At 62.0% G+C, this 21107-nt stretch carries 23 protein-coding genes; 9 read left to right on the top strand and 14 right to left on the bottom strand.

What is annotated here, in order from left to right; all coding sequences use genetic code 11:
• The first annotated feature begins 252 nt into the window (after window positions 1–252).
• The 5 genes from ccmA to EPK99_RS21840 all read left to right on the top strand — a co-directional run bounded on the left by ccmA (window position 253) and on the right by EPK99_RS21840 (window position 3700).
• Entirely contained in the window at window positions 253–897 is a 645-nt protein-coding gene (gene ccmA / locus EPK99_RS21865; protein WP_128445214.1) for a heme ABC exporter ATP-binding protein CcmA, read from the top strand.
• 265 nt (window positions 898–1162) lie between these two features.
• Entirely contained in the window at window positions 1163–1822 is a 660-nt protein-coding gene (gene ccmB / locus EPK99_RS21855) for a heme exporter protein CcmB (RefSeq protein ID WP_128445213.1), read from the top strand.
• A gap of 311 nt (window positions 1823–2133) precedes the next feature.
• Window positions 2134–2901 (top strand): heme ABC transporter permease, encoded by a 768-nt coding sequence (locus EPK99_RS21850; protein ID WP_128445212.1) that lies wholly within the window; start codon window positions 2134–2136, stop codon window positions 2899–2901.
• Window positions 2898–3098, top strand: a complete 201-nt coding sequence (gene ccmD, locus EPK99_RS21845; RefSeq protein ID WP_128445211.1) for a heme exporter protein CcmD — start codon at window positions 2898–2900, stop codon at window positions 3096–3098. The genes EPK99_RS21850 and ccmD overlap by 4 nt, the downstream gene beginning before the upstream one ends.
• On the top strand, window positions 3095–3700 hold the full coding sequence (locus EPK99_RS21840) for a DsbE family thiol:disulfide interchange protein (protein WP_128445210.1): 606 nt from the start codon (window positions 3095–3097) through the stop codon (window positions 3698–3700). The genes ccmD and EPK99_RS21840 overlap by 4 nt, the downstream gene beginning before the upstream one ends.
• Before the next feature lie 6 nt (window positions 3701–3706).
• Here EPK99_RS21840 and EPK99_RS21835 read toward each other — a convergent pair whose 3' ends face one another.
• From EPK99_RS21835 to EPK99_RS21810, 6 genes are all read right to left on the bottom strand, one after another.
• Entirely contained in the window at window positions 3707–4294 is a 588-nt protein-coding gene (locus EPK99_RS21835; protein ID WP_128445209.1) for a DUF2585 domain-containing protein, read from the bottom strand.
• A complete protein-coding gene (locus EPK99_RS21830; RefSeq protein WP_128445208.1) occupies window positions 4291–4941 on the bottom strand; it encodes a septation protein A in 651 nt (216 codons plus the stop codon). Before EPK99_RS21830 ends, EPK99_RS21835 begins: the two co-directional genes overlap by 4 nt.
• Before the next feature lie 59 nt (window positions 4942–5000).
• On the bottom strand, window positions 5001–6584 hold the full coding sequence (gene ftsY / locus EPK99_RS21825; RefSeq protein ID WP_128445207.1) for a signal recognition particle-docking protein FtsY: 1584 nt from the start codon (window positions 6582–6584) through the stop codon (window positions 5001–5003).
• 16 nt (window positions 6585–6600) lie between these two features.
• Window positions 6601–7884 carry a tRNA (N(6)-L-threonylcarbamoyladenosine(37)-C(2))-methylthiotransferase MtaB gene (gene mtaB / locus EPK99_RS21820; RefSeq protein WP_128445206.1) on the bottom strand — a complete coding sequence of 428 codons (1284 nt, stop codon included), beginning with the start codon at window positions 7882–7884 and terminating at the stop codon, window positions 6601–6603.
• On the bottom strand, window positions 7881–8798 hold the full coding sequence (dapF, locus tag EPK99_RS21815; RefSeq protein WP_128445205.1) for a diaminopimelate epimerase: 918 nt from the start codon (window positions 8796–8798) through the stop codon (window positions 7881–7883). The genes mtaB and dapF overlap by 4 nt, the downstream gene beginning before the upstream one ends.
• Before the next feature lie 212 nt (window positions 8799–9010).
• Window positions 9011–9610, bottom strand: coding sequence for a biliverdin-producing heme oxygenase (locus EPK99_RS21810; protein ID WP_128445204.1), 600 nt, complete (start codon window positions 9608–9610; stop codon window positions 9011–9013).
• A 137-nt stretch (window positions 9611–9747) separates the two neighbouring features.
• Here EPK99_RS21810 and EPK99_RS21805 point away from each other — a divergent pair, with 137 nt between their 5' ends.
• On the top strand, window positions 9748–11043 hold the full coding sequence (locus EPK99_RS21805) for an MFS transporter (protein ID WP_128445203.1): 1296 nt from the start codon (window positions 9748–9750) through the stop codon (window positions 11041–11043).
• Between the two features lie 84 nt (window positions 11044–11127).
• Here the strand turns inward: EPK99_RS21805 and rplS are convergent, their stop codons facing one another.
• Entirely contained in the window at window positions 11128–11682 is a 555-nt protein-coding gene (rplS, locus tag EPK99_RS21800; RefSeq protein WP_128445202.1) for a 50S ribosomal protein L19, read from the bottom strand.
• 278 nt (window positions 11683–11960) lie between these two features.
• Here rplS and EPK99_RS21795 point away from each other — a divergent pair, with 278 nt between their 5' ends.
• Complete coding sequence (locus EPK99_RS21795) at window positions 11961–12707, top strand: sulfite exporter TauE/SafE family protein (RefSeq protein ID WP_128445201.1); 747 nt, start codon at window positions 11961–11963, stop codon at window positions 12705–12707.
• A 3-nt stretch (window positions 12708–12710) separates the two neighbouring features.
• On the opposite strand, the gene trmD is transcribed toward EPK99_RS21795, so the two are convergent.
• From trmD to ppk2, 6 genes are all read right to left on the bottom strand, one after another.
• Window positions 12711–13394 carry a tRNA (guanosine(37)-N1)-methyltransferase TrmD gene (gene trmD / locus EPK99_RS21790; RefSeq protein ID WP_128445307.1) on the bottom strand — a complete coding sequence of 228 codons (684 nt, stop codon included), beginning with the start codon at window positions 13392–13394 and terminating at the stop codon, window positions 12711–12713.
• 2 nt (window positions 13395–13396) lie between these two features.
• On the bottom strand, window positions 13397–13963 hold the full coding sequence (rimM, locus tag EPK99_RS21785) for a ribosome maturation factor RimM (protein WP_128445200.1): 567 nt from the start codon (window positions 13961–13963) through the stop codon (window positions 13397–13399).
• A gap of 110 nt (window positions 13964–14073) precedes the next feature.
• Window positions 14074–14439: a 30S ribosomal protein S16 gene (gene rpsP / locus EPK99_RS21780; protein WP_128445199.1), complete on the bottom strand. Its 366-nt coding sequence runs from the start codon at window positions 14437–14439 to the stop codon at window positions 14074–14076.
• A gap of 79 nt (window positions 14440–14518) precedes the next feature.
• Window positions 14519–14836: a chorismate mutase gene (locus EPK99_RS21775; protein WP_128445198.1), complete on the bottom strand. Its 318-nt coding sequence runs from the start codon at window positions 14834–14836 to the stop codon at window positions 14519–14521.
• A gap of 12 nt (window positions 14837–14848) precedes the next feature.
• Window positions 14849–16444: a signal recognition particle protein gene (gene ffh / locus EPK99_RS21770; RefSeq protein ID WP_128445197.1), complete on the bottom strand. Its 1596-nt coding sequence runs from the start codon at window positions 16442–16444 to the stop codon at window positions 14849–14851.
• Window positions 16445–16776: 332 nt separating this feature from the next.
• Window positions 16777–17691 carry a polyphosphate kinase 2 gene (gene ppk2 / locus EPK99_RS21765; RefSeq protein WP_128445196.1) on the bottom strand — a complete coding sequence of 305 codons (915 nt, stop codon included), beginning with the start codon at window positions 17689–17691 and terminating at the stop codon, window positions 16777–16779.
• Between the two features lie 308 nt (window positions 17692–17999).
• Between ppk2 and leuC the strand changes: the two genes are divergently transcribed.
• Window positions 18000–19421 carry a 3-isopropylmalate dehydratase large subunit gene (gene leuC / locus EPK99_RS21755; protein ID WP_128445194.1) on the top strand — a complete coding sequence of 474 codons (1422 nt, stop codon included), beginning with the start codon at window positions 18000–18002 and terminating at the stop codon, window positions 19419–19421.
• A gap of 210 nt (window positions 19422–19631) precedes the next feature.
• Here leuC and EPK99_RS21750 read toward each other — a convergent pair whose 3' ends face one another.
• Entirely contained in the window at window positions 19632–20183 is a 552-nt protein-coding gene (locus EPK99_RS21750) for a L,D-transpeptidase family protein (protein WP_128445193.1), read from the bottom strand.
• A 236-nt stretch (window positions 20184–20419) separates the two neighbouring features.
• Here EPK99_RS21750 and EPK99_RS21745 point away from each other — a divergent pair, with 236 nt between their 5' ends.
• The gene (locus tag EPK99_RS21745) at window positions 20420–21100 is read left to right on the top strand and encodes a response regulator transcription factor (RefSeq protein ID WP_128445192.1); all 681 of its coding nucleotides are present in this window, start codon (window positions 20420–20422) and stop codon (window positions 21098–21100) included.
• Window positions 21101–21107: the final 7 nt, after the last annotated feature.

The raw sequence follows: 21107 nt of genomic DNA, 5'->3' as shown, positions 1-21107 counted from the left end.
TATGTAAGAGCCTACACGCGCGTGCGGACGCCTATGCACTTCATGCACATCAGGATGCGGGTACGACCATTTCCGCTGTCCGCACGAGAAGATTTTGGTCTTCAGGTTCGGCGCTATATGGGAAATCACGCCGGCCGCTGGCGTGGTTGCAGAGCTTATAGATAATTTCTAAGAAGCGTTCCAGACGAATGAAGCGCCATCTCGAACATTTTTTGTCGTCGGGATGATTAAAATCTTAACAGAGGTTGCAGCATGCACCTGACCGCCGAAAATCTGAGCGCCAGACGCGGGGAGGACCTGCTGTTCAGGAACGTCTCTTTCGAACTCGGCACCGGCAAAGCACTGGTGGTCACGGGCCGCAACGGATCGGGCAAATCAACCCTGCTGCGCGTCGTGGCGGGGCTACTGCGTCCCGAGACCGGTACAGTGCGATGGTCTTCCAAAGACGCGGAGGTCGGCACGCGTGCTTGCGAAGCCTGCCACTATCTCGGTCATCGCAATGCCATGAAGCCCGAGCTTTCGGTGCGGGAGAACCTCCTGTTCTGGAAACGCTTCTTCGGCGATTTCGAAGGCGGCCACGGACTGTCGGTCGGCGAGGCGGCAGATGCCGTCGGCCTTGGCGGCATCGTGCATCTACCCTTTGGTTATCTCTCTGCAGGCCAGCAGCGCCGCATGGCCTTTGCCAAGCTGATGGTGAGCTATCGCCCTGTCTGGCTGCTGGACGAGCCGACGGCGGCCCTCGATTCGGCCGCGGAAAGCGTGTTGACCGATCTCATCAAGGACCATCTCCACGGCGGCGGCATGATCATGGCCGCCACCCATCAGCCGCTTGGATTGGACAATCCGCAGGAATTGGCGATGACCGGATTTGCGGGCCTCGGTGAGGAGGCGTGGTGATGCGTCTTTCGCCTGCCACCCCCCTCTGCCCTGCCGGGCATCTCCCCCTCAAGGGGGGAGATCGGATGGAACTGCCGTCCTGCTCCCAAGTTATGTCTCGATATGCCGCCACCAGCATAAGTACCGCCACCGGTGCGAAATCTATGCTCTGCGCTCCCCCGACGGTCAACGTTTGGCGGGGATTCGGCGGCTGGCCGATCTCCCCCCTTGAGGGGGAGATGCCCGGCAGGGCAGAGGGGGGTAAACCCCACCCAGAGGTCAAATCATGATCGCCCTCCTCCTCCGCGACCTGAAGCTCTCTGTCCGGGCCGGCGGCGGTGCGCTGATCGGGGTGCTGTTCTTCACCGCCGTCGTTGCGGTCGTCCCCTTCGGCGTCGGACCGGATCTCAACCTCCTCTCCCGCATTGGCCCCGCCATCGTCTGGATCGGCGCGCTGCTGTCTGCCCTGCTCGGGCTCGACCGCATGTTCCAGACCGACCGCGAAGATGGATCGCTCGACCTCATGCTGATGCAGGAGCATCCGCTGGCGCTGACGGTTCTCATGAAATGTCTGGCGCATTGGCTGGGCCATGGGCTGCCGCTGGTCATCGCCTCGCCGCTGCTGGGCCTCTTCATGAACATGGAAGAAACCGCGATCGGCGCGACCATGGCGACGCTCCTTGTCGGCACCCCGGCGCTCACCTTCATCGGCGCGGTCGGCGCCGCAGTCGCCGTCGCCCTGCCACGGGGCGGGCTGCTCGTCTCCATCCTCGTCTTGCCGCTTGCCATCCCCGTTCTGATTTTCGGGGTCAGCGCCACTTACGCGGCGGTAGAGGAACCCGCTCCCTTCCTGCCGCCATTCCTGATCCTCGTGGCCATCACGATGTTTTTTGCCGTGCTCGGCCCATTCGGGGCCGCATTGGCTTTGCGAAATGCGGACGATTGACTAGGGTGAGGACTTAATCATCTTGTTGAAATGGTGTGAGGCGATCCGGATGAGATACGAGGCGAAAAACGCAGACGATGCTTGGCGCATCGGCGAGGCTTTTCAACGACGCAGCTCGCCGGAGCGCCCACATCCGAAGGACACGCGAACGGCTGCGATCTGCTTTGTCGAAGCGCTTGAATGGGTCTGGAACCCATCCGTGCGCGCTTCTCCTCGCATATCATTGCCGTTCACCGCGCCATTTCCACAACATGATTGAGTCCTCACCCTGAGGTCAAGCCAATGCCGCCACAGATGCTTAGAAGGCATAAATGACCGAAAGTCTCGCGATCACCAAACTGAGCGACCTTGCCAACCCCACCCGGTTCATGGCGCTGGTCGGGCGCCTCGTGCCCTGGCTGGCCGCTGTCACGGCCCTGCTCTTCGCAATCGGGCTCTATCTGAGCTTCACGACGGAAGGAGACTACCAGCAGGGCGATACGGTGCGCATCATGTATGTCCATGTGCCGGCAGCCTGGCTTGCGATGATGTGCTACACCGTCATGGCGCTGTCGGCGGTCGGGACGCTCGTCTGGCGCCATCCGCTTGCCGATGTCAGCCACAAGGCTGCCGCGCCACTTGGCGCCGCCTTCACGCTGCTCGCACTGATCACCGGGTCGCTGTGGGGCAAGCCTATGTGGGGAACCTGGTGGACCTGGGGCGACGCCCGGCTCACCTCCGTCTTTGTCCTCTTCCTGATGTATCTCGGCCTGATCGCGCTCAACCGGGCGATCGACGATCCCTCTCGGGCCGCCCGTGTCAGCGCCGTCCTGATCCTGGTCGGTTTCGTCAACATCCCGATCATCAAGTTCTCGGTCGAGTGGTGGAATACGCTTCACCAGAAATCGAGCGTGCTGCGGCTGGACGGACCGACCATCGATCCGGAATTCCTGCGCCCGCTGCTGGTCATGGCGCTGGCCTTCACGCTGCTTTTCTTCACGCTGCATCTGGCTGCCATGCGCAACGAGATCCTGCGACGGCGTGTGGCGGCACAACGGCGAATGGCAGCGCGCATGGCCAGCCGCCAGGATGCCGCATGAACTATGCCTTTTACGTCCTGACTTCGTATGGTGTCGCGGCAGCGATGACGCTCTGTCTGATCGCCTGGGTCTGGCTCGATGGGCGAGCCCGGCGCCGTGAACTGGCGGAGCTCGAAGCATCCGGCATCCGCCGCCGCTCGTTCCAGCCGAAGACCGAACCTGCTCCGCCAAGCAACGGCCGGGAGACGAAAGCGTGACGACCGGCAGCGAAGACCAGACCGGCCCGCGCCGCGGTGCATCCCGCTACCTCGTAGGCCTCATTCCTCTTGCGATATTTCTCGGCTTTGCCGCTGTGGCCGGCAAGATGCTCTACGATCAGGATATCAACGGCCGCGACGTTTCCGCCATACCCTCGGCGCTGATCGGCAAGAAGGCCCCCTTGCTGTCGTTGCAACCGCTTGAGGGCTCGAATACCGTTGCCCTGAGCGATCAGGCGATCCAGGGCAAGCTGACGCTGGTCAATGTCTTCGCCTCATGGTGCGTGCCCTGCCGGCAGGAGCATCCGCTGCTGAAGGAGCTTGCCAAGGACAAGCGGCTCACCATCGTCGGCATCAACTACAAGGACAAGAGCGACAACGCGCTCCGCTTTTTGGGCGAACTCGGCAACCCCTATGCCGCAATCGGCATCGATCCCAACGGCAAAGCCGCAATCGACTGGGGCGTCTACGGCATTCCGGAAAGCTATCTCGTCGCCCCCGACGGCACCATCCTCTACAAGCGCGTCGGCCCTTTCGACGAGCGCAGCATCGGCAGCGACCTTATGCCGTTGATCGAGAAAGCCAGCGGCGCGAAGAGCTGAAGGCCTTCAGGCGCCGCCCTGCCAGGTCTTGATCGCCTCGACGGGCCAGACCAGCATCAGCACATTAAGGGTGAGATTGTCGCGGATCAGCCAGCCAGTGAACAGCTCGAAGACGATCGCAATCACAACCGTTGCCCAGATCGGCAAGCGCGAGGCAGCAAGAAAACCGAGCGCCATGAACACCGTGTCCATGCCCGAATTGATGATGCTGTCGCCGGAATAGCCGAGCGCCATCGTCGCTGTCCGGTAGCGGTCGATGACCATGGGCGAGTTTTCGGCAAGCTCCCAGGCTGCCTCGATCAGCACCGCCAGCGACAACCGCGCCGAGAGCGGGGCACGACGCAGGATCAGCCATCCGAGCCCGTAGAACAGGAAGCCGTGGATGATGTGCGACGGTGTGTACCAATCCGCCAGATGCTGCGAATTGCCCGGCGAGTTCACCACCGGCTCGAACAGTTTGACATAGCCGCATTCGCAGATCCAAACGCGCCCCATGAAATGAAGGATGACGATCTGCGCGCAAAATAGCACCAGCGCAACAAGCAGCCACCGCTTGCCAGAGGTGCCGGCAGTCACTCCGGTCGCGCTCGTCACTTCTTCGCCTCGGGCGTCTGTTCGGCAATGGTATGCCGCATGATCAGCGGCATCTGCGACAGCGTGAAGAGAATGGTGATCGGCATCGTGCCCCACACCTTGAAGTTTACCCAGGCAGCATCGGAAAAATTGCGCCAGACGACTTCGTTGAGCACGGCCAGCACCAGGAAAAACAGACCCCAGCGCAGGGTGAGCTTCCTCCACCCGGTCTCGTCCAGCTGGAAGGCGGCATTGAAGACATAACCCAGCAGCGACCGGCCGAATAGCAGCCCGATCAGAAGCGTGGCGCCGAACAGCGTGTTGACGATGGTGGGCTTCATCTTGATGAAGGTCTCGTCCTGCAGCCAGATCGACAGCGACCCGAAGACGAGAACGACGGCGCCCGACACCAGCGGCATGACCGGCAGGTGGTGGAAGACGATCTTCGAGACGACGAGCGACACCACGGTCGCGGCCATGAACAAGGCCGTTGCAACAAGAAGCGGACCACCGACCGACGACAATGCCGGGATCTTCCCGACCAGCCACTCGCCCCGCAAGTTTCCGAAGAAGAACACCAGTAGCGGCCCGAGCTCCAGGGCAAGCTTCAGCATCGGGTGCTGTTTTTCTTCCTGGGTCGGCGTGGTGTCGCTTTCGATGGTCTGCATGGGTTCCAACTCGTCAACTTATGAAACAATGGCCGAAGCCGAACCGTCTTTCTGTGTCATCAATGCGTCAAACCCGCAATGGCTCGCGCAAAATCCTCTGCTTCGAAGGGCTCCAGGTCGTCCACGCCCTCGCCCACGCCGATGAAGTAGACCGGCAGCTTGTGCTTGGCGGCGATGGCGACAAGGATGCCGCCGCGCGCCGTTCCGTCGAGCTTGGTCATGATGAGGCCGCTGACGCCCGCCACATTGCGGAAGATCTCCACCTGTTGCAGGGCGTTCTGGCCAGTCGTCGCATCGAGTGTCTGCAGCACCGTATGCGGCGCGTCCGGGTCGAGCTTGCCGAGCACCCGCACGATCTTTTCAAGTTCGGCCATAAGCTCGGTGCGGTTTTGCAGCCGGCCGGCCGTGTCGATGATCAGCACGTCGGACTTGTTCTCCCGCGCCTGCTCGAAAGCGTCATAGGCAAGGCCAGCCGCATCGGCGCCGAGCTTGGTGCCGATGAATTGCGAGCCGGTGCGGTCCGCCCAGATCTTCAGCTGCTCGATGGCGGCGGCACGGAAGGTGTCGCCGGCGGCCAGCATCACCTTCAGCCCGGCGCCCGAAAGCTTCGCCGCCAGCTTGCCGATCGTCGTCGTCTTGCCGGTGCCGTTGACGCCAACCACCAGGATCACATGCGGCTTGTGGTTGAGATCCAGCGCCAGGGGCTTCGCGACGGGTGCAAGCACCTTGGTGATCTCACCCGACATGATGCGCGATACGTCGTCTCCGGACACGTCCTTGCCGTAACGCTCGGAAGAGAGCGCGCCGGTGATGCGCATGGCAGTCTCGACGCCCAGATCCGCCTGGATCAGCAGGTCTTCCAGTTCTTCCAGGGTTTCGTCGTCCAGTTTGCGCTTGGTAAACAGCGCCGTGATCTGGCCCGTCAACTGGGATGACGTACGGGCGAGGCCCGCGCGAAGCCGCTGGAACCAGGAAAGCGGCGCCGGCGGCACGATGGTGACGGTTTCCGGCGCCGCTCGAGCGGTCGAGAAGCCCTTGGGGAGGACGGGCTCGACGGGAACAGATACCCCCCCTGGCCTGCTGGCCATCCCCCCCACAGGTGGGGGGAGACCTGTGGCACCGTCTTCGGCTCCGTCTGCTGTTGGGAGCGGATGAGAAGCCGATTCCCCTATCGTCGAGGCCCTTTCGGAAGTCTCTGCCTGACTTTGTTGGCCGGGAGTTAACGCCTTGCCCGTCCCCCCACCTGTGGGGGGGATGACCGGCAGGTCAGGGGGGGTGTTTTCTTCCACCTCGGCCGCCGCCTCGGCTTGCAGCAAGGACAAAGGCACGACGCCAAGCTCGGCGGTCTCTTCCACCCCCGGAAGGATGGCTGGCGCCTCCTCTTCGGCAAGCGGGCTCTCGGCTACGACGGGCCTGAGGGGCTCCGACGTTTCGATGACGGCATCATCGGCAGGGCCGCCAGCGGTCTCAATTTCCGGCAGAGATACCGGATCGACCGGCGCAACGGGCAGGTCCTCAAGGCGGGATTTCGGCTCAAGCTCCGCGTCGACTACGGAAGCCTCATGACGCCGCAATGCGTCCTGCTCCGCCTCGCCGGCGGGCTTGTCGAAGGTAAAGACGCGCTTGATGAAACTCAATGCCATGAAAAATCCGTTCCGGTTATGCTGCCCGCGAAGGCTGAGCGGCAGCAACCCGCATGTCGAGATGCCTGCCGTTATGGCCGGTAATGATAACGCGCTGCATCTCCCGGGGAATAAGCCCGGGTGCGGCAACCAGTGAAAAGTTTTCCGTATGCGCCATGCCGTTCATCTCGACGATGACGGTCTGCTCGCTGCCGACCATCCGGTCTAGATGCAAGCGGTGCAGCGCTTCGCCCCGCACGCGCAGTCTGGCGGCACGTTCCTTGACCACCGTCCGGTCCAACTGCGGCATGCGGGCGGCCGGCGTGCCGGGACGGGGGCTATAAGGAAAGACATGCAGGAACGCTATGCCGGCTTCTTCCGCAAGCGTGGCGGCATTTTCGGCCATGTCGTCCGTCTCTGTCGGAAAACCTGCGATCATGTCCGCCCCGAAGGCGATGTCGGGCCGCAGGCGCCGCGCCTGCTCGACGAAGGCGAGTGCATCGGCGCGGGCATGGCGCCGCTTCATCCGCTTGAGGATGAGGTCGTCACCATGCTGCAGCGACAGGTGCAGATGCGGCATGAAGCGTGGCTCGTCGGCGATCAGGTCCCATAAATGCCTGTCCGCCTCGATGCCGTCGATGGAGGACAGCCTCAGCCGCAGGATCTCGGGCACCTGCCGCAGCAGCGTCTTGGCAAGCGTGCCAAGCGACGGCTGGCCGGGAAGATCGGCGCCGTAGCTGGTGGCATCCACCCCGGTCAGAACGATCTCGCGGTAGCCGCTCTGGACGAGCTTCCGCGCCTGCTCCACCACTGCCCCCATGGGCACCGAGCGGGAGTTTCCACGGCCATAGGGGATGATGCAGAAGGTACAGCGGTGATCGCAGCCGTTCTGCACCTGGATGAAGGCGCGCACATGCCCGTCGATATGCTTGACCATTTGCGGGGCTGTGGTGCGCACGCTCATGATGTCGTTGACGCGCAGCTTCTCTTCCGCCGAAACGCCGAAGTCCGGCAGCGCCCGGTAGGAGGCGCTGCGCAGTTTCTCCTCATTGCCGAGCACGGCGTCCACTTCCGGCATGTCGGCGAAGACCTGAGCTTCGGTTTGCGCCGCGCAGCCTGTGACAATGATGCGGGCATGGGGATTGTCGCGCCGCGCCCGCCGGATCGCCTGGCGGGCCTGGCGCACGGCTTCGCCAGTGACGGCGCAGGTATTGACCAGCACGGCATTGTTGAGCCCGGCCCTTTCGGCCTGCGCCCGCATGACTTCCGACTCGTAGGTGTTGAGCCGGCATCCGAAGGTGATGACCTCGACGCCGCTCACCTTGCGCGAGCTCCCTGATCCCCATGCCGAAGCTCTTCGTCGCGAACGAAAGACCCCGTCTGCGGATAGAGCTTGCCGGACCATTCCCATTCGGCAGGACCGGTCATCACGACATGATCGTCGGCCCGCCAGTCGATGGTCAGCGGCTGGCGGCTGGGCGCGGAGGCGACGTCGATGGTGACCGTACGGCCCGTGCGGCCGGTGCGCGCGGCGGAAACCGCAGCAGCGCAAGCCGCAGAACCGCAGGCAAGCGTCAGTCCGGCGCCACGCTCCCATGTGCGGGTGCGCAATGACGATGGCGAGGTGACCTGCGCCAGCGTGATATTGGCCTTTTCCGGAAACATCGGATGATTTTCGAGCATGGGGCCGAAGCGCTCCAGATCGAACGCCATCGGGTCCCGATCCACCCAGAAGACGGCATGCGGATTGCCCATGGACATGGCCGCCGGCGAATGCAGCACAGGTGCATCGATGGGACCTATCTGCAGCTCGATACGGCTTGTATCGAAGAACTCTTCGGCAAGCGGGATCTTGTCCCAGGCAAACACCGGGCGGCCCATATCGACCGAGATCGTGCCGTCTTCATGCTCCTCGGCGTTCAGGATGCCGGCAACGGTCTGGAAGGTGAAGGTCTTGCGCCCGGTTTCCGAACTGAGCGCCTGCACCACGCAACGCGTGCCATTGCCGCAGGCCTGCGCCTTGGATCCGTCCGAGTTGAGGATATCGATCCAGGCATCCGTCCCTTGCGCCTTGGGATCGTGGATCGCCATGATCTGATCGAACTGCGTTGCCGGATCAGCATTGAGCGCGACCGCCGCCTCCGGCGTCACCTTGTCAGGCCGGCCGCGCATATCGACAACGAGGATCTTGTTGCCAAGCCCGTTCATCTTCGCGAATTCGACCTGCTCTGCCATGGCACCGATCCGTTCTGCGGGCTGACGCCCTGGTCTCTGGCGTATATGGCCGAAAGTGGCTCCAATTACCAGTGGCCTGCCTCCACCGCCGCCTCTTCCTGAGCCACCCGCTCCTGAGCCACCAACACCCGGGCCGCCCTCTCCTCCGTCATCCCGGCCCTGAGCCGGGATCCAGCCGCCGGGCGTCTGCCCGGCGAGAGGACCTTGCTACGTCAGCCGAAAATGTCGTCCACCAGACCATGCACCCGGCGGAAAGCGGCCCTGGCTCCTTCCGCAGCCTCGGTTTCCTCGGCCTCCGACAAGGGTAGTGCATTGAAGGACGCGACGAAATTGCGCCAGTGCAGCCCGCGTCCCGCCGGATGGCCCGCAAGATGGCGTGCGCCGAACTCTTCCGAAAGCCCAAGCTTTTCCGCTTCCTTCAGCAGGAAGGCGGCTCCGAGATTGGAGCCTTCCGCCACATAGACCCAGCCCAGCGCTTTAGGCAGATCGAGCGCATCCGCCTGACCTTCCAAGGAGTCCGCTTCATTGCCGGTGATATCGGCAAGATCCTGCCGCAGTGCCTCCAGCCGGCAGCGCTCGCCAAGTCCGGGCAGCATGCGGTTGAGATCGGTAGAGCGGTAAAGCGGCGCGACATCCGCATGAAACTGGTGCTGGACCCGCAGAAACAGGCCGTAACGCTCGCGGCTGGCGAAGGGATCGGCGCCCATGATGCGCTGGTCCAGCTGCCGGTGCGTTCCATCGGTCGAGGCCTTGAGCCGCTGGATGCGGGTTTGTGGCTGCAGTTTGGTGTCGATATCCATGACGACAAGCATATCAAACCTCCCGATCCGGCTGTCAAACATTCATTACCGACCGCCGTGGAGCAGGTGGCCCACTTGCCTCCACCTCGCAAAAACCTAATTCTCACTCAAGTCCGCTTTGATGGCCTAACTGGGCCGGGAGAACGAATGTGATTTCCGAACAGAAATTGATTTCCAAGATTACCTGGCGAATGATGCCTTTCCTCGGCATCCTTTACCTTATTGCTTATATCGACCGGCAGAATGTCAGCTTCGCGAAGCTGCAGATGGTCGGCGCGCTGAACATGAGCGAATATGCCTATGGGCTGGGCGCCTCGCTGTTCTTCATCGGCTATTTCCTGTTCGAAGTGCCGAGCAATCTCTTTCTCGAACGCTTCGGTGCCAGCCGTTGGTTCGCGCGTATCCTGATATCCTGGGGCTTCGTGACGATCGCCCTCGCCTTCACCCAGAACGCGACGATGTTCTACATCCTGCGCTTCCTGCTGGGTGTCGCCGAGGCAGGCTTCTTTCCGGGTGTTCTCTACCTCCTGACGCTGTGGTTCCCGAAGGATTACCGCGGGCGTATGGTGGGTCTGTTCATGATCTTCAGCGCTATTGCCAATGCGATCGGCGCCCCGATCGGCGGCTCACTGCTGGATCTCGACGGGCTGCTGGGCCTGGCCGGCTGGGAATGGGTATTTCTGGCGACCGGTATTCCGGCCGTGATCGCCGGCATCATCACCCTCTTTTATCTGAACGACACGCCGCAAAAGGCAAATTTCCTCACCGAGGAGGAAAAGCGCTGGCTGGCCGATAGGCTGGCGCGGGAAAACGCCGGCATGGACGAGCATTCCGACAACGGGTTCAAAGCGTTGATCAATCCGACGGTCATGCTGATGGCGCTCTGCTATGTCGGCTTCCCGCTTGCCGCCTACGGGCTCAGCTATTGGCTGCCCACCATCGTCAAGGGCTTCGGCGTTTCCAACACGGTGAACGGCTTCATCAACATCCTTCCGTGGATCGCGGTCGGGATCGCCCTCTGGGTTGTCCCATCCGCCGCCGACAAGACGGAAAACAAGACGCCTTATATCGTGGTTCCGGCCTTTGTCGGGGCGATCTGCCTCGTGCTCTCGGTGCTCATGACCTCGCCCGTGCTGCAGTTCGCCTTCCTGTGCGCCGCCGCAGCCGGCATCTTCGCTGGCCAGCCCGTGTTCTGGAGCCTTCCGTCCCGGTTCCTGAAGGGGGCTGGAGCCGCAGCCGGTCTCGCAGCCATCAACTCGGTCGGCAATCTGGGCGGCTTTGTTGCGCAGAACGTCGTGCCGTGGATACACGACAAGACTGGCAGCAACACCTATCCGATGTTCTTCCTGGCGGCCTGCCTGGCAACGGCCGGTGTGCTCGTCATCATTGTCGGGCAGATCCTGGCCAAGAAGACGCAGGCCAATTCGGCGGTCGGCCGGCGCTGAAATGAAGCCCTGAGCCAAAAACCAAGCAACAAAAAAGGCGGCCCGAGCAAGGCCGCCTTTTCTTCGATTAGTATGCCGTGAGGCTTATTCTGCGGAAGCTTCTGCAGCCTTGGCAGCGTCTGCGGCTTCGGCTGCTTCTGCAGCGGCCTTGGCTTCTGCGGCTTCTGCTGCGGCCTTTTCAGCGGCGAGAGCCTGTGCAGCAGCGACCTTTTCGGCTTCCAGACGTGCCTTTTCTTCGACAACGGCCTGGCGCTCGGAGTCGTTCAGCTTGCGGGCGCGCGTGCCGGTATTCTCAACGATACGGGCAGCCTTGCCGCGCAGATCGCGCAGGTAGTAGAGCTTGGCGCGACGGACCTTGCCGCGGCGAACGATATCGACGCCTTCGACCATCGGCGAGCAAACCGGGAATACGCGCTCGACGCCTTCGCCGTAGGAAATCTTGCGAACCGTGAAGCTCTCGTTGATGCCGCCGCCGGAACGGGCAATGCAAACGCCTTCATAGGCCTGCACACGGGTACGGGTACCTTCCGTCACGCGGACGTTGACGCGGAGGGTGTCGCCCGGAGAGAAATCGGGAAGCTTGCGCTTGGCTTCGATCTTGGCGACCTGTTCGGCCTCAAGCTGCTGAATGATGTTCATCGTCTCTAACCTTCGTTCTTCTGAAACAGCCAGAGCGCTCGATAGTCCTTTGGATCAACCTCGGGACCAGCCTTGGGCAGAGCGGATTCGCCATTCTTTCTTGCTGGTGGACGGGAAATTTTCCCATTTCCGGCTGCGCCAATACACGAAAGCACGCTGCTTGTCATCCCATCGGCTGCAATTTTATGGGCCGAGGGTGCAGGATCCAGAGTAGATCGGCGCTTGCGCATAACCCGATGCCACGGCTATGACGGCACCGCAATCCTGGGGAGGAATTCATGACGATCCCGATGATCGTGCTTCTGGCTGTGGCAGGCTTCCTGTCGGGCGCGGTCAATGCCATTGCCGGTGGCGGCACCTTCCTGACTTTCGGCGCCATGACGCTGGCCGGTCTGCCGCCGATTTCCGCCAACGCCACCTCCTCCATCGTCCAGTTCCCCGGCTATGTCACCTCGACGCTGGCCTACCGCGACGAGATTTCGACGCATTGGCGCTCCTGCGTGGTGCTCGGTATCGTCTCCATATTCGGAGCCCTGGTCGGTTCGCTGATCCTGCTTTCGCTCGACAATCCGTCCTTCCGGGCGCTGGTTCCCTGGCTGCTGGCAGCCGCGACGGCCATTTTCGCAGCCGGGCCATGGCTGAAGCCGAAAGCGACGGACGAACATGAGGAAAAATCGGTTGCCAGCATCATCGCCCAGTTCCTGAACGCCATCTATGGCGGCTTCTTCGGTGCCGGCATGGGTATCATGATGCTGGCCGTGCTGGGGCTGACGACGCGCGGCTCCTATCATCAGCTGAACGCCATGAAGAACCTCTTCGCCATGCTGATCGCAGCCGTGGCGATCGTCGTCTTCATCAGCGGCGGCGTGGTCGCCTGGCCGCAGGCGCTGGTGATGATCCCGGCGGGCGCGGCGGGAGGCTATTCCGGGGTATGGATGGCGCGCCGTGTGCCGCAGGCGGTGCTGCGCTGGTGCGTGGTGGCTGTAGGCACGGCCCTGACGATCTATTACTTCGTGACCGCGTAAAACCTAATCCCGGCTCAGCAGATCCGGCCGGCGTTCCTGGGTCAGGCGTAACGCTTCCTCCATCCGCCATCTCTCGATTGCAGCATGGTTGCCCGATGTCAGGACAGCAGGGATTTCGGCGCCTTCGAAGACCTGCGGCCGGGTATAGTGCGGATGCTCCAGCAGCCCGTGCTCGAAACTCTCGTTGAGGCCGGAGGATGCGTTGCCCATGACACCGGGGATGATACGCACGATGGCATCGAGCAGGATGAGCGCCGCCGGCTCTCCGCCGGAAAGAATATAGTCGCCGATCGAGACTTCCTCGAGGCCGCGCGCGTCGATAACCCGCTGATCGACCCCCTCGAAGCGGCCGCAAACGATGACAAGCCCCTCGCCTTCTGCCAGTTCGCGCACCCGCTTCTGCGTCAGCGGCCGACCCCGCGGGCTCATCAGCAGACGAGGCCGGGTATCGGCGGCGACGGAATCGATCGCGCGTGCGAGAACATCGGGTTTCAGCACCATTCCGGCACCGCCGCCGGCCGGCGTATCGTCCACCGTGCGGTGCCTGTCTGTCGCGAAGTCGCGGATCTGCACCGTATCGAGGCTCCAGTCACCCCTTTCCATCGCCTTGCCGGCAAGGGAGGCGCCGAGATGGCCCGGAAACATGTCAGGATAGAGCGTAAGGACAGTCGCCCGGAAAGCCGCGATGCTCACTTGGGGTCCGCCGGCGAGTCCGACGCAAAACCGTTGTCGTCCTCGTCGTCCAGAAGACCCGCCGCCACAGGATCGATTATGATGCGGCCGTTTTCGAGGTCGATCTCCAGCACCGCGGCCTCGGAAAACGGAATGAGCGCCGGCCGGCGTCCCGGCCCCTTCAGCTCCAGCAAATCGCCGGCACCGAAATCGAAGACGCCGCTTACCGTGCCATAGCTCTTGCCGTCCGGATCGACCGCATCGAGACCTTCCAGATCGGCATAATAGAATTCGTCGTCGTCGAGCTCGTCGTCCGGCAGGTTGTCGCGCTCGATGAAGAGCTCCAGCCCGGCCAGCGCTTCGGCGGCATCACGGTCGTTGACACCTCGAAAGCGCACGATGACGACGTTTTTCGCTTCGCGAATTTCGAGGATCTCGAAAATGCGGCCGTCATTGCTGTGGAGATTGCCGTACTCGCCAAGCGCCGAAGGATCGTCCGTATAGGAGCGGACGCGCACTTCGCCCCTGAGCCCTTGAGCGGCTCCGATCGTCGCCATCAGAATGGGGTTTTTGAGCTTGCTCATGCGGCCATCCCAGTTGCTTTCGGGGCTCATTTAGAGCGTTTCTCGCCCCATGGAAACAGCAAAACGGGCGATGCGTCGCCGCACCGCCCGTTTCACAAAACTATGATAAATTATTCCGCAGCAGCAGCGGCATCGACCTCGGCAGCCTTCTGGGCACGTTCGGCAACGCGTTCCTGAGCCTTCTTGCCTGGCTTTGCCTTGTTCGGGTTGTTCTTTACATCGCGGGTAGCGATGTTGGCTTCCGCCAGGAAACGCAGAACGCGGTCGGTCGGCTGGGCGCCATTGGCGATCCAGTGCTTGATGCGCTCTTCGTTCAGTTCGACGCGCTTGGCATCGTCCTTGGCAAGCATCGGGTTCCAGGAGCCGAGCTTTTCGAGGAAGCGGCCGTCGCGGGGCGAACGGGCGTCGGCAACGACGACAGTGTAGTAGGGACGCTTCTTGGAACCGCCACGGGCGAGACGAATCTTCAGGGACATTGCATTACTCCTTGGGTTTCTGCGGGCCACTATCCGGTGGTCCGGGTTCTGGTTTGAGGCCGCTGTCAAGCGGTCTCGGTCATGCTGTTTCTTTCGTACCGCCATGTTCGGCGGCGATGGCTTCATGATGCCGGATAACTTCCGTGATGACGAAGTTCAGGAACTTCTCGGCGAAATCCGGATCCAGATGAGCATCCTTCGCCAGGCGGCGGAGGCGCTCGATCTGGTATTCCTCGCGCGCCGGGTCGGCCGGCGGCAGATCGTATTTGGCTTTCAGGATGCCCACTTCCTTGGTGCAGCGGAAACGCTCCGCAAGCATATGCACGAGTGCGGCGTCGATATTGTCGATCGACTGGCGGTAGCTCGAAAGCTGGGTTTTGACCTCAGGATCAACCACGAACCATCTCCATCACTTCTTCTTCGGGATGCCGGGAAGCCCCGGAAAACCGCCGCCCAGACCCGGCAAACCACCCGGCAGCCTGCCGCCGAGACCGGGCATTCCGCCCATGCCGCCGGGCAAGCCCGGCATCGAGCCCGGCTTGAGGCCCGCGGCTTCCGCCTGCTTCTGAAGGGCTTCGAGCTGCTTCGGGTCCAGCTTGGAAAGGTCCGGCATGCCGCCCATCCCCCCCATTCCGCCGCCCATGCCACCCAACCCCATCTTGGAGGCAAGCCCGCCCATCATCTGCTTCATCATGCCGCCCTTGCCCTTGCCGCCCATGGCTTTCATCATGTCGGCCATCTGGCGGTGCATTTTCAGCAGCTTGTTGATTTCGGCAGCGTCCGTGCCGGAGCCGGCCGCGATGCGCTTCTTGCGCGAATGCTTGAGCATGTCCGGATTGGCGCGCTCAGCCTTGGTCATCGAGGAGATGATGGCGATCTGCCGGTCGAACACCTTGTCGCTCATGCCGGAGGCGGCGAGCTTGTCCTTCATGCCGGCCATGCCCGGCATCATGCCCATGATCCCGCCCATGCCGCCGAGCGACTTCATCTGGCGCAGTTGATCGGCAAGATCGTTGAGGTCGAACTTGCCCTTGGCCATCTTCTCAGCCATGGCGCGCGCCTTGTCGGCGTCGATATTCTCCACGGCCTTTTCCACGAGCGAGACGATGTCGCCCATGCCGAGAATACGGTCGGCGATGCGGCGGGGATGGAATTCCTCCAACTCCGTCATCTTTTCGCCGACGCCGATCAGCTTGATCGGCTTGCCGGTGACGGCGCGCATCGAAAGGGCGGCGCCACCGCGGCCATCGCCATCCATGCGGGTCAGCACCAGGCCGGTAATACCGACGCGCTCATCGAAATTGCGGGCAAGGTTCACCGCGTCCTGGCCGGTCAGCGAATCCGCGACAAGCAGGATCTCGTGCGGATTGGACCGGCGCTTGATCTCCGCCATTTCCTGCATCAGCGGCTCGTCGATATGCGTACGGCCGGCCGTATCGAGGATGACGACATCATGGCCGCCGAGCTTTGCCGCCTGCACGGCGCGCGCTGCGATATCGGTCGGCGACTGCCCGGCGATGACCGGCAGCGTATCGACGCCGGTCTGGACACCAAGCTGTCTCAGCTGTTCCTGGGCTGCCGGGCGCCGCGTATCGAGCGAGGCCATCAGCACCTTTTTCTTGTCGCGCGAGGTCAGCCTCAGCGCGATCTTGCCGGACGTCGTCGTCTTGCCCGAGCCCTGCAGGCCGACCATCATGATGACGACGGGTGCGGCCGCGCGCAGATCGATGCCGACGCCTTCGGAGCCGAGCATCTCAACCAGTTCGTCATGAACGATCTTGACGACCATCTGGCCGGGCTTGATCGACTTTACGACGTCCGCGCCGACCGCTTTCTCGCGCACCTTGTCGGTGAAGGATCGGACAACTTCCAGCGACACGTCGGCCTCAAGCAAGGCGCGGCGAACCTCGCGCAGGGCGGCGGTTACATCCGCTTCGCTCAATGCGCCACGGCCTGTCAGTCCATTCAGAATGGAGCCAAGACGGTCCTGGAGGTTCTCAAACATCGTTTCATCCTTCTCGCGCTTCGGATCTCCCTTGAGGGGGATCGTCCGAAACGTCGGGTCTTTCCGCGACAAAAACAAGGCACCCAAAGACGCGCAAAGCCAAAAAGCACCCGAGGGCGCAACGCGCTGTCGGGTGTTGACCTCCGGGATCTGTTTATACCTTGACGGGTCCCGGTCGGCGGCTTCAAGTTCTCGACTTGTCAGCAGATTGCGGGGCTTAAACAGCAAGCATGCGAAAAAGTCAACCGAATGTGGATTATTCAGCTTTCTGCGGAATAACACATCCGCACTTCAAAAGCACCTCGGCTGACATGCCGAGGTGCAGTGTTGCCTCAGTAAACTTCCGGCACATACATTTCCGGCGGCACCGGATGGCGAATGTAATCGGCGTGGCGGACGCGTTCCGGCAGCACGATCGGTTCCTTCGGCACGGTCTCGTAGGGGATCTGTGCCAACAGATGAGCGATCATGTTGAGCCGCGCTCTCTTCTTGTCGACGGCCTGGACGACCCACCACGGCGCTTCCGGGATATGGGTGCGGTCCAGCATCTCTTCCTTGGCGCGGGTGTAGTCTTCCCAATGAATACGGCTTTCGAGGTCCATCGGCGAGAGTTTCCACTGTTTCAGCGGATCGTGGATGCGCATCTTGAAGCGGAATTCCTGCTCGTCGTCGGTGATCGAGAACCAGTACTTGAGCAGGATGATGCCGGAACGGACCAGCATGCGTTCGAATTCCGGCACGTCGCGAAAGAATTCCTCCACCTGGTCAGGCGTGGAGAAACCCATGACCCGTTCGACACCGGCGCGATTGTACCAGGAGCGGTCGAACATCACCATTTCGCCTGACGTCGGCAGATGGGGCACATACCGCTGGAAATACCATTGGTTCCGTTCGCGCTCGGTCGGCGCCGGCAGCGCGACGACGCGGGCGACGCGCGGATTGAGGCGCTGGGTGACGCGCTTGATGGCGCCACCCTTGCCGGCCGAGTCGCGGCCTTCGAAGAGAATGACCACTTTCAGCTTCTTGTACTGCACCCAATCCTGCAGGCGAACCAGCTCGTGCTGCAGGCGGAACAGTTCGCGGAAATAGATGCGGCGGTCGATCGTCGTTTCGGCGGGCTGGGACATGCCCTCGGCGACGAGATCGTCCAGCCGGTCCTCCTCCATCTGCAATTCCAACTCTTCGTCGAAACTGTCGGCGATTTCCTCCTTGATGCGGCTGAGCTGGTCTTCCATGGGTTCGGACATCGTGCAGTTCTCCATTTGTGTTTCCAGATGAAGCATGTTTGCGCAAAAGCTTTATGACAAGCATGCGACACGATCTGGACGATTGCCGTTTTGCGCGGCAAATGCTATATAGCCATTCATGGGATCGAAATTCGGATGCCTCGCGAACCAGTTCATCGTGCTGCAGGACCACAAGCGTCTGCCGGCACGATTTTTCGCGCGTGTATCTGGAGCGCTTTGCGACCGACTTCGCTGAACCCGTTCAGCCTGTGGCAGCTTTGACTGCCGAACTCCTCTCCTAATTTCATTCAGCTTTACGGATAGCAGCCATGAGCGCACAGCACTCTGCCCCTCGGACCCTGTACGACAAGATCTGGGACGACCACGTCGTCAGCCAGGACGAAAACGATACCTGTCTTCTCTATATCGACCGCCACCTCGTGCACGAGGTGACGAGCCCGCAGGCCTTCGAAGGTCTGCGCATCGCCGGCCGCAAGGTTCGCGCGCCGCAAAAGACGCTGGCGGTCGTCGATCACAATGTGCCAACCACAATGGATCGCTACGAAGGCATCAAGAACGAGGAAAGCCGCATCCAGGTGGAAGCGCTGGCCCAGAACGCGCATGACTTCGGCGTCGAATACTATTCCGAGAAGGACGTTCGCCAGGGCATCGTCCATATCGTCGGCCCCGAGCAGGGCTTTACCTTGCCCGGCATGACCATCGTCTGCGGCGACAGCCATACCTCCACCCACGGGGCCTTCGGGGCCTTGGCGCACGGCATCGGCACGTCCGAAGTCGAGCACGTTCTGGCAACACAGACCCTCGTCCAGAAGAAGGCGAAGAACATGCTGGTGCGCGTCGATGGCCAGTTGCCGCCGGGCGTTACCGCCAAGGACATCATCCTTGCCATCATCGGCGAGATCGGCACCGCCGGCGGCACCGGCCACGTCATCGAATTTGCGGGCGAAGCCATCCGCGCGCTGTCGATGGAAGGCCGCATGACGATCTGCAACATGACGATCGAGGGTGGCGCCCGCGCCGGACTGATCGCCCCTGACGAGACCACCTTCGCCTATATCAAGGACAAGCCCCGCACGCCGAAGGGTGCCGCCTGGGACATGGCACTCGACTACTGGAAGACACTCCAGACCGACGAAGGCGCGCATTTCGACAAGGTCGTGGTGCTGGACGCTGCCAACCTGCCGCCGATCGTTTCATGGGGCTCCTCGCCGGAAGACGTGATCTCCGTCGAAGGCATCGTGCCAAACCCGGACGAGATCCAGGACGAGAACAAGCGCACCTCCAAATGGCGCGCGCTCGACTATATGGGCCTGCAGCCGGGCACGAAGATCACCGATATCGCCATCGACCGCGTGTTTATCGGCTCCTGCACCAATGGCCGTATCGAAGACCTGCGGGCCGCCGCCGCGGTAGTCGAGGGCCGCACTGTCGCGCCGACCGTCTCCGCGATGATCGTTCCGGGCTCCGGCCTCGTCAAGGAACAGGCGGAAGCCGAAGGTCTTGACAGGATCTTCAAGGACGCCGGTTTCGAATGGCGTGAGCCGGGCTGCTCCATGTGCCTGGCGATGAACGACGACCGGCTGAAGCCCGGCGAGCGCTGCGCCTCCACGTCCAACCGCAATTTCGAAGGCCGCCAGGGCTACAAGGGCCGTACCCATCTGGTTTCGCCGGCCATGGCCGCCGCAGCCGCGGTCGCCGGCCACTTCGTCGATATCCGCGAGTGGAAGTGACGGGTGCGTAGCGCATCAACGATCCCCTCACTAACAAAATCTATGACTTAGCTAAAGCTAAGATCATGATTTTGTCACCTCTCCCACAAGGGGAGAGGTGCGGCGCCGAGCTCGCCTCGGGTCATCTCTCCCCTTGTGGGAGAGAAAGTGATTTCAACATCTTAGCTTCAGCTAAGTGTTAGAAATCGCAAGTGAGGGGGATCGCCACATCTACCCCAGAACCCGGACCATGGTCCCGCGCTTCAGAAATGGCAGCAGGCGCTTCATGTCGCGCAGGCTGACGGCTATGCAGCCGGCGGTCGGCTCGTAGCCCGGTTTGGCGATATGGAAGAAGATGGCCGACCCGCCATGTCGCTTTCGCGAGGTGATGTTCCAGTCCAGCACGAGACAGATGTCGTAGAGCCCGTCGGAACGCATCATCTCCTCGTGGCTGGGACGGAAGGGCGCCCGGACCAGCCGGTTATAGGCCGGATGCTCGGGCTGGTCGCACCAGAGCATATGCTTGGCGATGCGCCGGATGCTGAGCGGCGTGTGCGGCAGGCGCACCCTTTCCCCGCGGGTGAAGCCGTGAAGCAAGCGCATGGACGCGATCGGTGTTGCACCGTCCCCTTCCCGCTTGAAGGCCGAGATACCCGAGCGCCCGAGCGCGGCGACTAGGGTGACGCCCCCGATGCTGACGATGGCCCGGCATCGGTCTCGCGGCGCCGTTCTCACAGTGACAATGCTTTTGCCCTTCACCTGACTGTCACGCGAATGCTGCATTGGCCTCACATGTTTTTGCTTTGAGTGTGATTTTGTTTGATTCCATAGCACGATGGAAGTTCCCGCGTCGCCATTCCGATGCGGCCTTCGCAAGACGTGGATCGACACCGGGACCTTTTCGAAATCCGTTTCGATTTCGCAGGCCATGTTGTAGACATGAGGTCGAAGGCCCTGGCGCGCTCGAAGGAGTGCAAGGTTTCGGCTCTTGAAACCGACAGATGAAAGGCGATAACGGCATGGCGCGTACGATACTCCTGGTGGATGACGACGAGGACCTGCGCGAGACGCTGGTGGAACAGCTTCTGTTCTACGACGAGTTTTCGATCCTTCAGGAGCCGAATGCGGCAAAGGCCATGCAGACGACCAAGACGGCTCAGGTCGATCTCCTGATCATGGACGTCGGCCTGCCGGACATGGACGGTCGCGAGGCCGTCAAGATCATGCGCAAGAACGGCTTCAAGGCGCCGATCATCATGCTCACCGGTCACGATACCGATTCCGATACGGTTCTTGGGCTGGAAGCCGGCGCCAACGACTATGTGACGAAGCCTTTCCGTTTTGCGGTGCTGCTCGCCCGCATCCGTGCGCAGCTTCGCCAGTTCGAGCAGAGCGAGGACGCCACCTTCACGGTCGGGCCTTATATCTTCAAGCCGAGCCAGAAGCTTCTCACCACCGACGACGGCAAGAAGATCCGCCTGACGGAAAAGGAAGCGGCCATTATCCGCTATCTCTACCGTGCGGGCCAGAAAGTAGTGACGCGTGATGTCCTGCTGGAAGAAGTTTGGGGCTATAACTCCGGCGTAACGACCCATACGCTCGAAACCCATGTCTACCGCCTCCGCCAGAAGATCGAGCGCGACCCATCCAGCGCCGAGATCCTCGTCACGGAGAACGGCGGCTACAAGATCGTACCGTAAGTCAGGC

Origin of the sequence: Neorhizobium lilium (genome assembly GCF_004053875.1) — a bacterium.
Taxonomy (GTDB): Bacteria; Pseudomonadota; Alphaproteobacteria; order Rhizobiales; family Rhizobiaceae; genus Neorhizobium; species Neorhizobium lilii.
The sequence above is the reverse complement of the archived record's forward strand: the minus strand, read 5'-3'. Positions and strand labels throughout refer to the sequence as shown.